Origin of the sequence: Marixanthomonas spongiae, from assembly GCF_003095375.1 — a bacterium.
Classification (GTDB): Bacteria; Bacteroidota; Bacteroidia; order Flavobacteriales; family Flavobacteriaceae; genus Marixanthomonas; species Marixanthomonas spongiae.
Genome location: NZ_QEHR01000011.1, coordinates 16,250 through 30,505, shown reverse-complemented (window position 1 = coordinate 30,505; position 14,256 = coordinate 16,250). Strand labels below are relative to the sequence as shown.

Sequence of the window (14,256 nt, the reverse complement as noted above, 5' to 3'; positions counted from 1 at the left end):
TTTATTTGTTAATTAATTGCTGAAATCATCTTCTTCGTGTGGCGGAGGTATCATAGTAGCATCGTTCAACACCAAACTAATGTCCTCACCACCGCCGCCTTGAAAGACCGGGTTGAGCAACAACATATTGCTGCCAAAGCCGGGTGTTCCCTGTTGCTTGGTGCCATTGCCTTTTTTGCGCTGCTTGCCGTTGTCCCTTTTTACCACATCTTCAACCGGTACGGCTGTACGGTTGCCATCGCCATCCACACGAATGAAAAACCCAAGTTCTTTTCCGTTAAAATCGGCAGTGGGCAATAAAAAGAAAGAGTTGTGCCGTGCGTATTTTTCATTGCCCACACTTCCATCCGCCGGATAATTTGAAAAATAGAACCGAAGCCCTTTTATGTCAACTTTGGCCAGTTTTGCTTCTGTTTCTATAAAGTCCATATAATGTTTCATGGTTTCATAATCGTATTGCCCATAGCGTGTAGGGTAGAATTTTTGGGTGGTGTCTTCCACTTCTTCAAACTCTTTGATGATGGTCGCGCGTCTTTCGGTATAACTATCGTACATTGTTTTTGCGTCCTGTACCGAGATAATTTGTTTTGGTGGCCCATCGTAATCGGTACCATCGTCGTCGGTTTTATCTGGAATGCCTTCGCAAGCCATTAAACCGCTAATTATAACGGAAAGTAAAAGAAATCTCCTGAAGTTTTTGTGCAGTGTTCCCATAATTTGGTTGATTTTGATGAATATAAAGTTAAACTGAATTTATTGAAATTAAAAAGCTCAAAACAAAGCCCGGTTACGTAAATTTAACACAAAAGATTGTATGTCAATAACATAAGTGTTGACTAATTTTGAAAAAAGGGGCAAAACCCCCATTCGATTTAGGGAAAAACCCCTGTATCATCATCGTAGAAAACTGCTGATATGTAGGGTTATTCGGCTTCCTTTATTTCGTTAAGCTCCTTGTTTTTCATCTGGGCGTAGGTAATGCCACTCTCCCACCATTCGGTCATTTTTTTCTTGTTGAAAATCAATGAGTTGGTAGTCAGTACCGTAGGAGTGTAATATAAGTTGATAATGGCGTCGTGGTTGCCGGCTACAAACTTGCCAATGCGAATGTTCTGCTTCTCCACCCGATCCAGCATAAAGGAATGCATATTGGTCAACAGCGAAAACGGGTTTTTGGAAGGCAAACGGTTGTAATAGGTAACCTCGGTTTCCAATATGATTACATCTACCGTTTTGGCACCTCGGTTTATGGCTTCTTCTATTGGGATCATACTGCCAAACCCACCATCGGCATATTCGCAACCTTCTTTTTGCACCAAGCTCATAAACGGAATGTAATTGCAGGAAACCCACACCCAATCGCAAAAGTCGTGATAGTTGAAATCGTGGATAGACTTGTATTCCACTTGGTTCAACGAAAGGTTGGAAACCGTAACCACTACTTCTTTTCCAGAATCTTTCAGTTGATTGAACTCTGCCTCGGTAAGTGTTTTTTTTATGAGTTTGCGCAGATTTTGACTTTCCCCGAAAGTCTTGCTGCCACGAAGCAGATTCAACGCCACGCTAAAATGGTCAATCCCGATTTCCATACTGCCAAACTTCCCTTTTTTTACCCGAAAAGGCCGGTTGCTGAAAATATCACTCTGCTTCACCGAAGTATAGACCTCTTTAATTTTCTCGATTTTTGAAAGTGCCAAATGTGAAATAAGCAAGCTGCCGGTCGAGGTGCCTACAAAAATATCATACTGATTGCCCTGCTCTTCCAGTAAATATTGTGCGACCCCGCCGGCAAATGCGCCCTTACTTCCTCCACCTGAAATGACCAATGCCCGCATAAACTTCTCTTTTCATAAATGTAACAATTGCTTTTTATTCTGAAAGCTTCTTGCTTAAAAATTCGTTTTCTTTTTTTGGCAGCGTTGGCAAAAGCAACTCAAATTGTTGCCGGTATTCGGGGTTTATCAATAAGCCGTCAATCATTTCTCGGGCAAACTTCCTAAAACGCCAATTGGGGTGTACCGAAGCGTTCAACAGGTTTTTAAACACTGTTTTAAAGTGAAATTGCAGTTGGTTTACATACTCAAAGGCTTTTTTCCTGATTTCAAAACTATAGGTGCTGGAAGTGTACGCAATCAATTCGGCGGCAAATTCTTTGATCTTTTCAGGAGGGGTCCCCTCGGTAACCAAGGTTAAAAAGAGCCACAGTTGGCGGATGTTTTTGTCTTGAAACCCAACCGTGCCTTTCATCACATCCAGATAAACAGTTTGTTTCTGCGGAAAATTGACCCAAAGGTTATACAGTGCGGCCTCTTGGGTTAAGTAGGATGCGTCGTTTAAAAGCGTTTCATATTCACTTTGCAATTCTTTCGGAATGGTCGACAGCGTATTGGCCACAGCTTGCCTTACATATAGATTATCGCTGTTGAGCGCTTTTTTATATAGCGGAAGCGTCTGAGAAATTGGCTCGCCAACCAGCTGATAAACGGCTTCCTGACCAATAAAATCGTTTAGTGCCGTCAATGCAAAAGACAGTTGGTTTTTCTTTTCCACAAAAGGGACATTTCGCAAGGCTGAAATTTCAAAATACGATCTCATAAAGGTTGACTGCGACAAATAATCCAACGCCTGCTCTGCCTTAAAAGCACTTTGGTGCAACCAATCTGCTTCCCATCCTGAAATATCAGCTTGAGTACCCTTTTTTATTTCCGCTAAAAAATCATCGGTTGATACATTTTTGAACTGATATTCTTCTAAATAATTTTTAATCGCGGTTTTAAAGGCGATATCCCCTATTTCTTGGCGCAACATTGTCAACGCCCAAGCTCCTTTTTCATAAAAAGTCAACGAGCTGGCTTTTGGATTCAACAATTTTTCTCCTTTACCGGAATCGCTTAATTCCTTTAATTGCTCAGCCGAATTGTACAATTTCCAATAATAGTAATCATCGCCAAACACTTCCCGTTCTGCCAACTGGGCAAAATACGTGGCAAAACCTTCTTGCAACCAATGGTGGGTGCTATTGGTTTCGGTCACCAAATTGCCAAACCATTGGTGCGCCAGTTCGTGGGCGTTGACGTTCACGTAATTTCTATCGTTAAACCCAATGGAATCGACCACAAAAGCTTCTGAAAAAATGGTAGCAGTGGTATTTTCCATCCCAGCATACAGAAAATCGCGAACCGGCACCTGCTTGTAATTCTGCCACGGATATGGCACGCCGATTTCCTGTTCAAAAAAATCGAAAATCTGTTTCATATAGCGATACGTTGGTTCTACTTTGTTGCTATCTTCCGGTTTGTAGTACAGCTCAATGGGAACGCCCGATTGTGACGTGATGGATTTTTTATTGAAATCGCCCACCGCAAAAGCCGCCAGGTAACTTGCCATTGGTTGTTGCATATCGAATTGCCAATACGTTAAACTGTCCTTGGGTTGTTTTTCAATCAATTCCCCATTGGCGACTACCGTTTCATTGTTTGGCGCTGCAACGGTAAGGTCAAACTCCAGCTTATCGTTCATATCATCAATACTCGGCAACCAATGCGACGTGTATTTTCCTTGGCCTTGAGTCCATATTTGGTTTCCGAAGAAATACAAGGTCTGTTTTGGGGTTGCGCTGTACGAGAACGTAACATCGTAGGTTTTATCTTTTCTGAAATTTCCGGTGAGCCATATCTTTTTTCCTGCCTTGTCGGCATACAGGTCTGAAGAAGAAATAGCTATTTTTTTTGAAACCACATCAAAAACCTTCATATCGATCGCATCGAGATACACCGAATCTGTTTTCTGAAGTATTTTAAATTGATACGAAACCGTTCCTTTTACGCTTTCTTCAGAAGCATTCGGGATAATTTCAGCTTTAACGGATAAAAAATCAACAAGTTCAGTTTGCTGTGCATTTCCGAAGAAACCAATAAAGACAATAAAAAGAGTGCAAAATTTATTCATATGTAACATTTCAATAGGCTCACAAAATAACCAAATAACTTTAAAAAATCTTTTACTCTTATATCTCTTAACAGGAATATTGTATTTTCGTGATATGAACGGCGGCTTTCTTCAAACTCCAATCGATTACCTAAAGGGCGTCGGGCCTAACCGGGCCGATTTGCTTAAAAAAGAGCTGGACATCCATACCTTTCAAGACCTTTTAAACCTCTTCCCCAACCGTTATTTAGACCGAACCCGCTATTACAAAATCGCCCAACTGCAACGCAATAGCGCTGAAGTGCAAGTAATAGGGAAAATAATTCATTTAAAAACCGTAGAACAAAAACGGGGAAAACGTTTGGTAGCCACATTTACCGATGGAACATCAAAGATGGAACTGGTTTGGTTTCGTGGCCATAAATGGATTCGGGAAAATGTAAAAATCAATGTGCCGTATGTGGTTTTCGGAAAAACAAATTGGTACAACGGCACGTTTTCCATGCCGCACCCAGAAATGGAATTAGTTTCAAAACATAAAGAAGGGGTCCGATCTGCCATGCAACCCATTTATCCGTCTACCGAAAAACTATCCAAAAGCGGGATTACCAATAAAGTCATCATCGGGTTATTGCAACAATTGTTCACAGAGCTAAAAGGGAATTTTTCCGAAACACTCTCCAAATCCATCCTCGATTCGTTAAAATTAGTATCGAAAAGCACCGCCCTTTTAAACATCCATTTTCCACAAAGCCAAGAACTTTTAGCACGGTCTCAATATCGGTTGAAATTTGAAGAATTATTTTATATTCAACTGCAATTACTTCGAAAAAATTTACAACATAAACACAAAATTAAAGGCTATCCATTTGAAAAAATAGGGGAGAATTTCAACACGTTTTACAACCACCATTTACCGTTTGAATTGACTGGCGCACAAAAGCGGGTCATCAAAGAAATAAGAAATGATTTAGGCAGCAATGCACAAATGAACCGACTTCTACAAGGAGATGTAGGCAGCGGAAAGACCATTGTTGCGCTTATGTCAATGTTAATGGCTATTGACAACGGTTTTCAAGCCTGTTTAATGGCGCCTACTGAAATTCTGTCAGCCCAGCACTACAACGGATTATTGGAATTATGTAATAACCTGAATACCAGTATAGCGTTGTTAACAGGCTCTACCAAAACTTCAAAGCGAAAGGAAATTCACGAAAAACTGAAAAATGGCGAAATAAACATCCTAATTGGCACCCATGCATTGCTGGAAGACAAGGTGCAATTTAATAATTTAGGACTCGCCATAATCGATGAACAACATCGTTTTGGAGTGGCACAACGCAGTAAATTATGGCACAAAAATGAGTTGCCGCCGCATGTACTTGTTATGACCGCCACCCCTATTCCACGTACCCTTGCCATGAGCGTTTATGGCGATCTCGATATTAGCATAATCGATGAACTTCCACCGGGCAGGAAAAGCATAAAAACCGTCCATCGTTTTGACTCGAATAGACTGAAGGTTTTCCGATTTTTGAAAGATGAAATTTCAAAAGGCAGACAGGTGTATATCGTCTATCCATTGATACAAGAAAGTGAGGCATTAGACTATAAAGATTTAATGGATGGGTATGAAAGTATTGTCCGTGAATTTCCGCAGCCATCCTACCAAGTTTCCATCGTTCATGGTCAAATGAAACCCGCCGACAAAGATTTTGAAATGGAACGTTTTGTTCGCGGTGAAACACAAATAATGGTGGCTACCACGGTTATTGAAGTAGGGGTAAATGTTCCCAATGCTTCGGTTATGGTCATTGAAAGTGCCGAACGGTTCGGGCTTTCACAACTGCATCAATTGCGAGGTCGTGTAGGCCGTGGCGCCGAACAAAGTTATTGCATTTTAATGACCAGTCATAAATTAAGTAGCGGTGCCAAAACCCGCTTACAGACGATGACACAGACTAATGACGGATTTGAAATAAGCGAGGTGGATTTAAAATTGCGCGGTCCCGGCGATATTATGGGCACGCAACAAAGCGGTGTGCTGAACCTTCGTATTGCCGACATTGTAAAAGATTCGGCCATTTTAAAAATAGCACGAAGTTATGCTATGCAAACGCTAAAAGATGATCCTGCGTTAGCTTCCGAAGAAAACAAGCCCATTGCGCAAACCTATTCGCAATTGGTCAAGTTTAAAAATATCTGGAATTATATTTCTTGATGCAAGCGTGTCTTTAAATTTTTAACTCTGTATTATTCCTGTATCTTTGCCAACTTTTTAAAAGAAGAACAATGCTACAGAAAACCATAAAAAATTTTACCCAAAACCCTAAAAACGATATTCTTTCAGGACTAACTGTTGCTTTAGCATTGGTCCCTGAAGCTGTTGCCTTTGCCTTTGTTGCAGGGATAGACCCTTTAATTGGATTGTATGGAGCATTTATGATGGGAATCGTCACTGCGCTTTTTGGTGGTCGTCCAGGAATGATTTCCGGAGCTACGGGAGCCACGGCAATTGTTATGGTTCATTTAATACAAAAAGGGAACGAAGTAGGTGATGCTTTAGCTGCGCCCATTGATAATTTAGGACTTCAATGGCTTTTTATCACTCTATTAATTATGGGTGGTATACAAATAATGGCCGGGGTATTCCGTTTAGGAAAATTTGTACGTTTGATTCCGCATCCAGTGATGATGGGGTTTGTGAATGGCTTAGCAATTGTTATCTTTTTATCACAATTAGGCTTTTTTAAAGAAAGTTCATCTGGTGTTCCTACTTGGATGACCGGAACTGACCTTTTTGTTATGTTAGGCCTCGTGTTTTTAACGATGGCCATTATGTTTGGGCTTCCAAAACTTACCAAGAAAATCCCTGCAGCACTTACGGCTATTGTTGTCGTAGCTTGTGTTACTATTTTTGGAAATATAGACGCCAGCACCGTGGGTTCTTTTATCCGCGATGGTGGCGGCACCGGACTTGAAGGAGGATTGCCTACTTTCCAAATACAGATATTCAGTCTTTTTGAAACAATAAATGGCCATTGGGGCCTCGTTATTTCCACTGCATTTATTTTGGCAGCAATAGGCCTGATAGAATCTTTAATGACCCTTAACCTTGTGGACGAAATGACCGAAACCCGCGGAAGCGGAAATCGCGAATGTGTGGCACAAGGCGGCGCCAACATTGTAAACGGCCTGTTTGGAGGCATGGGCGGTTGTGCAATGATCGGGCAGTCTATTATCAATATCAATTCTGGTGGTAGAGGGCGTTTATCTGGAACCGTAGCGGCCATTGCTCTGCTCTGTTTTGTCTTGTTTGGCGCGCCGTTGATCGAGCAAATTCCCATTGCAGCCTTGGTAGGCGTTATGTTTATGGTAGTCATCGGTACGTTTGCGTGGAGCAGTTTCCGTATTCTGAATAAAATCCCATTGAGCGATGCCATTGTTTTGGTAGCGGTTTCGGCCATTACCGTTTGGCAAGACCTCGCCATTGCCGTTATAGCCGGTGTTATTATGAGTGCGTTGGTGTTTGCCTGGAAAAACGCCACCCGCATTAGGGCCCGAAAACGGTTTAAAGAAGATGGCACCAAGGTATACGAAATATGGGGACCCCTATTTTTTGGCTCCACAACTGCCTTTAACGCTAAGTTTGATGTGAAAAATGATCCAGATAAAGTTGAAATCGACTTTATAGAATCTAAAGTGACCGATCACAGTGGCGTGGAAGCCTTACGAAACCTTGCCAATAAATATGTGGCACATGGTAAAAAAATAAAGTTCACCCATTTAAGCAAAGATTGTAAAGCACTGTTAATAAAGAGAAATCCAGAATTTGAAACCATTATTGAAGACAATATTGACGACCCCCGGTATTATGTGGTTACCGATGTGATGGACAGTGAGGTTTAAAAACTATCTCGAGGTTTTATCTCGAAACAGAAAATTTCAAATTTCAAAAAAAAAAAATTACAATATACGCAACCCATTTTCCACCTGTTTCCCAGGCTCTAAAAGGGTTACCTCTTTTCCGTCAACCGCTCCTATTATCAAGCACTCGCTCATAAAATTGGCGATTTGTTTCTTCGGAAAGTTAATAACGGCAACTACTTGTTTGCCTCGAATCGCTTCTTTATTGTATAGTGCTGTGATTTGTGCAGAAGTTTTTAAAACACCTATTTCTTCTCCAAAATCTATTTTTAATTTATAGGAAGGGTTATGAGCTTCCGGAAAATCTTCTACCGAAATTACCGTTCCAACCCGCATATCGACTTTTTCAAAGTCGCTCCACGACAGCTTATTTTTCATGGGTAATGTTCAATTTTTTTACCATTTCAGGAGAAAGGTAATCGCTTTTAGCACTGTAGTTATCGACTAACAGCCCTTTATTGCCGTCTTGGGTTTCAATAACGTACAAAATCGAGTTATCAGCAGGGTTGCTCATCCCTTCAAAACGATAAAATTTAACCACATCGAGCTCTCCGGCTTTCCATTCTTTTTTAAGGGACTTGGACTCGATGCCCTCTTCAACCAAATTAAAATCTTCTGTATAACCTTTCTTCTGCAAGTCTTCAACCGCAACAGAAAGGGAGTTGTATGAATTTTCCATGTTTTTGCTTTTGCCTAAAGTTACAGGCATTAAAAGAAACAGGCAAAACTTTATAAAATGTTTAATAATTGTAACTTTATTGAAATTATAAAACTAATTAAAAAGTAAAGCAAAACCTATGTCCCTTACCCCTTCCAATATGATGCCGCTGGGCACAAAAGCACCTGATTTCACGTTATTGGACACCGTTACCATGAAACCCGTTTCCTTACAGCAAATTCAAGGTGAAAAAGGCACGGTGGTCATGTTTATTTGCAACCACTGCCCCTTTGTAAAGCACGTAAACGAAGAACTCGTTAGGCTTTGCAACGACTATCGCGTGACGGGTTTTGGGTTTGTGGCCATCAGCAGTAATGACGTGGAAGCATACCCACAGGATTCTCCAAAAGAAATGTGGAAAACCGCCCGAAAACACAACTACCCCTTCCCGTATTTATATGACGAAACACAAGAAGTGGCAAAAGCGTATGATGCCGCCTGCACTCCAGACTTTTATTTATTTGACGATGAACTGAAACTCATTTACCGTGGCCAACTGGACAATTCCCGTCCCGGAAACGGCATCCCGGTAAACGGCCGTGATTTACGCGAAGCATTGGACAATGTACTGAACAATAACCCACAACGCAAAGACCAAAAACCGAGTATGGGCTGTAATATTAAGTGGAAAAACTAAAATTGGCAGTCTGTTCGAGCGCAGTCGAGAACTCCAAACTACTTACCTTCAATAAGGCCTCGACTCCGCTCGACCGGACAAACCAATCTATTTTTTCTTTTTATACACCCTCTTTTTATGCTTTTTTATGGTGTTTCTATTTCACCTTCATCAACTCCACATCAAAAACCAAGGTGGCATTGGGTGGGATAACGCCTCCAGCGCCTTGTTCTCCATACGCTAAGTGTGAAGGAATTACAAACCGGGCCTTATCACCCTCTTGAAGCAACTGAATGCCTTCATCCCAGCCTGCGATAACATTGCCCATCCCTACCGGAAATTCAATAGGATTGCCACGTTTGTAAGAGTTGTCAAACTCGCCGCCATCGGCGAACATACCTTTGTAATGTACGGCTACGGTTTTTCCTTTTTCGGCTTTGGTGCCATCGCCTTTTTGAATGATTTTATAGCGAAGTCCGCTTTCGGTTTTATCAAAACCAGCTGAAATTTCTTCAACCAACGTTTCTTGTTCTTGTCTAGCTTTTGCTTCCCGTTCTGCTTTCGCTCCGGTAAACTGTCTAAAGGCTTCAACGGCATTCCATCCTTCAGCTTCCTCTCCCACTCTTATAATTTCAACCTGTTGCATTGTATCGCCCTGTGCAATGCTATCCACCACATCCTGACCTTCAATAACATGGCCAAAAACAGTGTGTTTATTATCCAGCCAAGGGGTTGCTACGTGCGTGATGAAAAACTGGCTTCCGTTGGTGGCTGGACCCGCATTGGCCATTGAGAAAATACCTGGCTTGTCGTGTATTAAATCGGGGTGGAACTCATCATCAAACTTGTAACCGGGTCCGCCGGCACCTGTGCCCGAGGGATCACCACCTTGAACCATAAAATCTGGGATTACCCTATGAAATTTTAATCCGTCGTAATAGGGTTTTCCTTGTGGTTTTGCTTCGTTTTCTAAGCTTCCTTCAGCCAAGGCCACAAAGTTCCCTACGGTTCCCGGAGTTTTTTTATAGGTTAGTTTTCCTAAGATTTCGCCTTTTTCGGTGGTGATTTTAGCGTAAATTCCGTCTTGCATGAGTTTGTTTTTAAATGAAGTGCAAAAGTAGCGAATTCTGTGTTTTATTTCCTTTTTCCGAAGTAATAAAATTTTTTAAAAAGATTACGATATGATCCCAATTTTTTTTGAATGGTCAATCGCCCGGTCACTATCTTTAAAATACAGCGTTTTTACCGATAGGGTTTCCATATTTTTCAGTACTTCCTGTACGTTTTCTTTTTGTTTTTTTGAAGTTTGCCGAATGTAAATAGCACGGATGTTTTCAGGAAAAATTTTACAGATGCGTTCATATAAATACGGATCTTGCTGCGAATCGTCGCCCAACAACACATAGGTAAGGTTGGGGTAAAAAGAGATGATGTCCTTTATTTTCTGAAATTTATGATCGTGGTCGCCCCGCCCCGATTTTAAAAAGTCGGTCAGTTTGGTCTTGATGCTTTTCAGTTTGATGACCGCTTTGGGCAAGTTGTGCAATCTGGCAAATTCTTCGATAAAAGCGTATAAATTCCATTCGCTGCTGGAAACATAAAAAAAAGAGTTGGACGCCTCATCACTGTCTTGCCCGGCAATGCTCAAGGCCTGGTAATGAGCCACCACATCGTCGTACACCTTGCGTTTGTTCACGTTTTTGGACAACATGACATACAGTTTTTTAAAAATATTGCTACTGTGCGAGATGAGGAAGGTGTCGTCAATATCTGAAATAATACCGAACTTACTTTTATAAGGTTTTAATATTTCATCTGTTTCCACAATCCCAATATCGCCTACGGCACACGTAACTTTGTATCGATGCCAACCACTTTTCAAGGGTTTTGAAAAAGGGATGGTAAACCGGAAAAAGCCGTCTTCCAAGGTTTTGGTCGTTACGGTGGTATCATAAAAGTGCAAGGTGATCTCCACATTTTCCAAAGGCGAAATCGTGAACATGTGCAAAATGGAGAACGCGTGTTTTACGCCTTTGCGCGCTATACTATATTTATCGGGCGCCCACGACTTAAATACGTGGCCCGAAACCACAAGTTCTTGTTCGTTGAGATACCCCCGGTATAATTGTAAATCTAGTTTCACGTATTGTAAATTCCTTAACTTTTATATCTTTTCAAAATACTTAAATTTAGAAACAATTTAAAATAAATGAAGGGAATTAAGGATATATTAACCGTTGTAAATCCCATATCGGGCAATATTTCAAAAGAAAACATCATCACGGAAATAATAGACCATTGCAATACGGACCAATATGCCTTGACCATATACGAAACCACAGGGAAAGACGATATTTCCAGTATAAAACAGCTTATAGACGAAAACAATATTGAGCGTGTTTTGGTGGTTGGTGGCGACGGGACCATAAAAATGGTAGCCGAAGCGGTGGAAGGTTTGCAGGTTTCGGTAGGGATTATCCCAGCAGGATCGGCCAATGGGTTGGCAGTGAATTTCAACATTCCCAACAACAGGGCCAAGCAGTTAAAGATCGCGCTGGGCAACCACACCATCAAAGCCGATAAGCTGTTGGTGAACGACCATATATGCTTCCACATGGCCGATATGGGCATCAATGCCGAACTGGTAAAAAACTACGAAGCTTCTAACATTCGGGGAAAGTTAGGATATGTACTACAAAGCATCCCCACCTTGTTGAACAGTGAATATCCGTTTACATTCCAGATTGAAATCAACAATGAAACCTTTGAAAAAACCGGTATTATGCTGGCCATTGCCAACGCCAATAAGTTTGGCACCGGTGCCACCGTAAACCCAAAAGGAAAGATCAATGATGGAAAATTCGAGCTTTTGGTTTTCAAGGAGCTGAATATTCCTGAAATAATCAACACCATCTACGACCAGGCAGACATAGAATCGGGTTTTGCCGAAGCGTTCAGCACCACCGCAGCCACGATCAGTTCTGTAGAGCCGGTCCCCTTGCAGGTTGATGGCGAATTTTTGGAGTACACCAAAAAAGCAACGGTAACACTCTGCAAGGAAAAATTAACAGTGGCCGTGCCAAAAACTTTTTTGGGGTAGACCATTTCTTCAAGGGAAAGCAAAAGGTGTAATATTCGAAAAATCTTTATATCTTTATCTTTTAAAAATTTTCCTAGAATTCCCCACAAAAAAATATGTTACGGCACTGGCTTAAGGTTGCATCAACTTTCTCCCCAGTTGGGATACGTTCCCTTCAGTTGAAAAAGCCTTAAAAAGGTGCCTTTTTGTGTGCTATAAGTACTATCAAAACCACAACTGGTGAAGATGAATTAGGCGGTAATTTTCAATATAAGCTCATTCTCAAAATGCCTTATACAGCATTACGCATCATTTGGTTATAAAGATTTTTTTAATGAACCTACGTCCTTACTGGCAATATTACAAAGACCTCTTTCCATTTATTGCGGGGTTTGCCATCGTGGGCAGTTTCGCCACAAACCTGTTTTGGGGATTCGTGATTTTTTGTACGATGGCACTGTTTTTCGGGTTTTTGGGCTTTCACGTGTTCAAAAAAAAGGAATACTATTTTTATTACAATCTGGGCCTAACCAAATGGAAGCTGTTCATGGCGAGCTTCGTTTTAAATTTGCTGGTTGGCGTACCGCTATACACTATATTATTAACCTTTTTTTATTTTTTCTTTGGCGGTTTTACAAGTACATAATGCGCGAAAAAGCTTCGGAAAAAATCCAGTATTAAAAGATGTTTCCTTTTCATTGAAAACTGGGGATATTTTGGGAATATTCGGAAGGAACGGAAGCGGGAAATCCACCTTGCTGAAAATCCTTTTCGGGACGCTTTCAGCAAACAGCTTACATCTTGAAGTAAACAATGAGAAAATCTCTCCTTCCGAAGTCATTAAAAACCAACTTATCGCCTATTTGCCACAACATCCCTTTTTGCCAAAAAACACTAAAGTTCGCGATATAATCCCGATGTATTTTCAAGAAGAAAAAGAACAGGACGCCGTTTTTTACAATCGGTTTGTTGCAACCCTTACTCATAAAAAAGTAGGCCATCTTTCGCAAGGCGAACGCAAGTTTTTTGAAGCGATTTTAATAAGCCATTTATCACATCCGTTCCTGATGTTAGACGAACCTTTCTCCATGATAGAGCCACTTCAAACAAAAGCATTAAAGGATTTTTTACTGAAAATTTCAGAAACAAAAGGCCTCATCATCACCGATCATTATTATACCGATGTGCTGGATATTTCCACTAAAAACCTCATTCTAAAAGCTGGAAAAAACCAAATTGTAGATTCCATTGACGACTTAAGGACAAGGGGGTACCTTTCCAAAAACACATAAAAAAAGCCCCGATTAACGGAGCTTTTAATTGCGTTTGATTTAAAGGATTAACCTTTTGGCATCAACACCTTGTCTATGGTGTACACAACGCCGTTAGAGGCATCTACATCGGTGCCCGTTACCGTTGCCATATTCCCTTTGGCATCTTCTACCATAACGTTGCCATCTTTAATTGACAAGATAATGTTCTCGCCCTGCAAAGTAGTCACACGGTATTTATTATCGTTGTCGTTAATGGCTTTTTTAAGGGCATCCGCCTTCCACTCACCGGAAACCACGTGGTATTTCAAGAGGTTTTCAAGCTGCGTTTTGTTTTCGTCCTTCATTAAATCGTCGCGAGTTGCTTGTGGAACCGCCTCAAAAGCGTCGTTAGTAGGTGCAAATACGGTGTATTCGCCTTCTTCCATAAAGGTTTGTGCCAGTCCGGCCTGCTTTAGGGCATCGACCAAAGTAGATAGGTTTTGGTCGTCCATCGCTTTTGCGGCAATGGTGTTTTCCTCAAACTCCTTCTTGGCCATCATAGCCTCTTCGTCAGCCTTTTTTTGGGCTTCCATTTCCATTTTTTCGGCTTCAGCTTTTGCCTCGTCCTCTTTTTTCTTTCCGTCGTTACAGGCAGTGAACAACATTGTTGCTACGGCCATTGACATCATAATTGTTTTGAATCTCATAATATGTTGATTTTTGTTTGCTTGAAACA

General features: G+C 41.1%; 14 protein-coding genes. 6 read left to right on the top strand and 8 right to left on the bottom strand.

Annotated features, from left to right (window positions below):
* Positions 1-12: 12 nt before the first annotated feature.
* From DDV96_RS14170 to DDV96_RS14160, 3 genes are all read right to left on the bottom strand, one after another.
* Positions 13-714 carry a hypothetical protein gene (locus DDV96_RS14170; protein ID WP_116695443.1) on the bottom strand — a complete coding sequence of 234 codons (702 nt, stop codon included), beginning with the start codon at positions 712-714 and terminating at the stop codon, positions 13-15.
* A 209-nt stretch (positions 715-923) separates the two neighbouring features.
* A complete protein-coding gene (locus DDV96_RS14165; RefSeq protein ID WP_116695442.1) occupies positions 924-1,835 on the bottom strand; it encodes a patatin-like phospholipase family protein in 912 nt (303 codons plus the stop codon).
* Positions 1,836-1,869: 34 nt separating this feature from the next.
* Positions 1,870-3,948: a M1 family metallopeptidase gene (locus DDV96_RS14160; protein ID WP_116695441.1), complete on the bottom strand. Its 2,079-nt coding sequence runs from the start codon at positions 3,946-3,948 to the stop codon at positions 1,870-1,872.
* 94 nt (positions 3,949-4,042) lie between these two features.
* On the opposite strand from DDV96_RS14160, the gene recG reads away from it, so the two are divergent.
* Entirely contained in the window at positions 4,043-6,148 is a 2,106-nt protein-coding gene (gene recG, locus DDV96_RS14155; RefSeq protein ID WP_116695440.1) for an ATP-dependent DNA helicase RecG, read from the top strand.
* Between the two features lie 71 nt (positions 6,149-6,219).
* Positions 6,220-7,836, top strand: coding sequence for a SulP family inorganic anion transporter (locus DDV96_RS14150; RefSeq protein ID WP_116695439.1), 1,617 nt, complete (start codon positions 6,220-6,222; stop codon positions 7,834-7,836).
* Positions 7,837-7,893: 57 nt separating this feature from the next.
* Here DDV96_RS14150 and DDV96_RS14145 read toward each other — a convergent pair whose 3' ends face one another.
* Together DDV96_RS14145 and DDV96_RS14140 are read right to left on the bottom strand one after the other, a co-directional pair.
* Entirely contained in the window at positions 7,894-8,232 is a 339-nt protein-coding gene (locus DDV96_RS14145) for a tRNA-binding protein (protein ID WP_116695438.1), read from the bottom strand.
* A complete protein-coding gene (locus DDV96_RS14140) occupies positions 8,222-8,533 on the bottom strand; it encodes a phosphoribosylpyrophosphate synthetase (RefSeq protein ID WP_116695481.1) in 312 nt (103 codons plus the stop codon). The genes DDV96_RS14145 and DDV96_RS14140 overlap by 11 nt, the downstream gene beginning before the upstream one ends.
* Positions 8,534-8,651: 118 nt before the next feature.
* Between DDV96_RS14140 and DDV96_RS14135 the strand changes: the two genes are divergently transcribed.
* The gene (locus DDV96_RS14135; protein ID WP_116695437.1) at positions 8,652-9,209 is read left to right on the top strand and encodes a thioredoxin family protein; all 558 of its coding nucleotides are present in this window, start codon (positions 8,652-8,654) and stop codon (positions 9,207-9,209) included.
* Between the two features lie 136 nt (positions 9,210-9,345).
* On the opposite strand, the gene DDV96_RS14130 is transcribed toward DDV96_RS14135, so the two are convergent.
* Positions 9,346-10,278, bottom strand: a complete 933-nt coding sequence (locus DDV96_RS14130) for a peptidylprolyl isomerase (RefSeq protein ID WP_116695436.1) — start codon at positions 10,276-10,278, stop codon at positions 9,346-9,348.
* Between the two features lie 84 nt (positions 10,279-10,362).
* Positions 10,363-11,331 (bottom strand): App1 family protein, encoded by a 969-nt coding sequence (locus DDV96_RS14125; RefSeq protein WP_116695435.1) that lies wholly within the window; start codon positions 11,329-11,331, stop codon positions 10,363-10,365.
* Between the two features lie 66 nt (positions 11,332-11,397).
* Between DDV96_RS14125 and DDV96_RS14120 the strand changes: the two genes are divergently transcribed.
* The 3 genes from DDV96_RS14120 to DDV96_RS14110 all read left to right on the top strand — a co-directional run bounded on the left by DDV96_RS14120 (position 11,398) and on the right by DDV96_RS14110 (position 13,559).
* Entirely contained in the window at positions 11,398-12,288 is an 891-nt protein-coding gene (locus DDV96_RS14120) for a diacylglycerol/lipid kinase family protein (protein ID WP_116695434.1), read from the top strand.
* A gap of 313 nt (positions 12,289-12,601) precedes the next feature.
* Positions 12,602-12,913, top strand: a complete 312-nt coding sequence (locus tag DDV96_RS14115) for a hypothetical protein (protein ID WP_116695433.1) — start codon at positions 12,602-12,604, stop codon at positions 12,911-12,913.
* Complete coding sequence (locus tag DDV96_RS14110) at positions 12,891-13,559, top strand: ATP-binding cassette domain-containing protein (RefSeq protein ID WP_116695432.1); 669 nt, start codon at positions 12,891-12,893, stop codon at positions 13,557-13,559. The genes DDV96_RS14115 and DDV96_RS14110 overlap by 23 nt, the downstream gene beginning before the upstream one ends.
* A gap of 47 nt (positions 13,560-13,606) precedes the next feature.
* On the opposite strand, the gene DDV96_RS14105 is transcribed toward DDV96_RS14110, so the two are convergent.
* On the bottom strand, positions 13,607-14,227 hold the full coding sequence (locus DDV96_RS14105) for a fasciclin domain-containing protein (RefSeq protein WP_240607738.1): 621 nt from the start codon (positions 14,225-14,227) through the stop codon (positions 13,607-13,609).
* Between the last annotated feature and the right edge of the window lie 29 nt (positions 14,228-14,256).

Coding starts and splice junctions, on each gene's coding strand:
- DDV96_RS14170 (WP_116695443.1), bottom strand. CDS start 714: ATGGGAACACTGCACAAAAACTTCAGGAGATTTCTTTTACTTTCCGTT.
- DDV96_RS14165 (WP_116695442.1), bottom strand. CDS start 1,835: ATGCGGGCATTGGTCATTTCAGGTGGAGGAAGTAAGGGCGCATTTGCC.
- DDV96_RS14160 (WP_116695441.1), bottom strand. CDS start 3,948: ATGAATAAATTTTGCACTCTTTTTATTGTCTTTATTGGTTTCTTCGGA.
- recG (WP_116695440.1), top strand. CDS start 4,043: ATGAACGGCGGCTTTCTTCAAACTCCAATCGATTACCTAAAGGGCGTC.
- DDV96_RS14150 (WP_116695439.1), top strand. CDS start 6,220: ATGCTACAGAAAACCATAAAAAATTTTACCCAAAACCCTAAAAACGAT.
- DDV96_RS14145 (WP_116695438.1), bottom strand. CDS start 8,232: ATGAAAAATAAGCTGTCGTGGAGCGACTTTGAAAAAGTCGATATGCGG.
- DDV96_RS14140 (WP_116695481.1), bottom strand. CDS start 8,533: ATGGAAAATTCATACAACTCCCTTTCTGTTGCGGTTGAAGACTTGCAG.
- DDV96_RS14135 (WP_116695437.1), top strand. CDS start 8,652: ATGTCCCTTACCCCTTCCAATATGATGCCGCTGGGCACAAAAGCACCT.
- DDV96_RS14130 (WP_116695436.1), bottom strand. CDS start 10,278: ATGCAAGACGGAATTTACGCTAAAATCACCACCGAAAAAGGCGAAATC.
- DDV96_RS14120 (WP_116695434.1), top strand. CDS start 11,398: ATGAAGGGAATTAAGGATATATTAACCGTTGTAAATCCCATATCGGGC.
- DDV96_RS14115 (WP_116695433.1), top strand. CDS start 12,602: ATGAACCTACGTCCTTACTGGCAATATTACAAAGACCTCTTTCCATTT.
- DDV96_RS14105 (WP_240607738.1), bottom strand. CDS start 14,227: ATGAGATTCAAAACAATTATGATGTCAATGGCCGTAGCAACAATGTTG.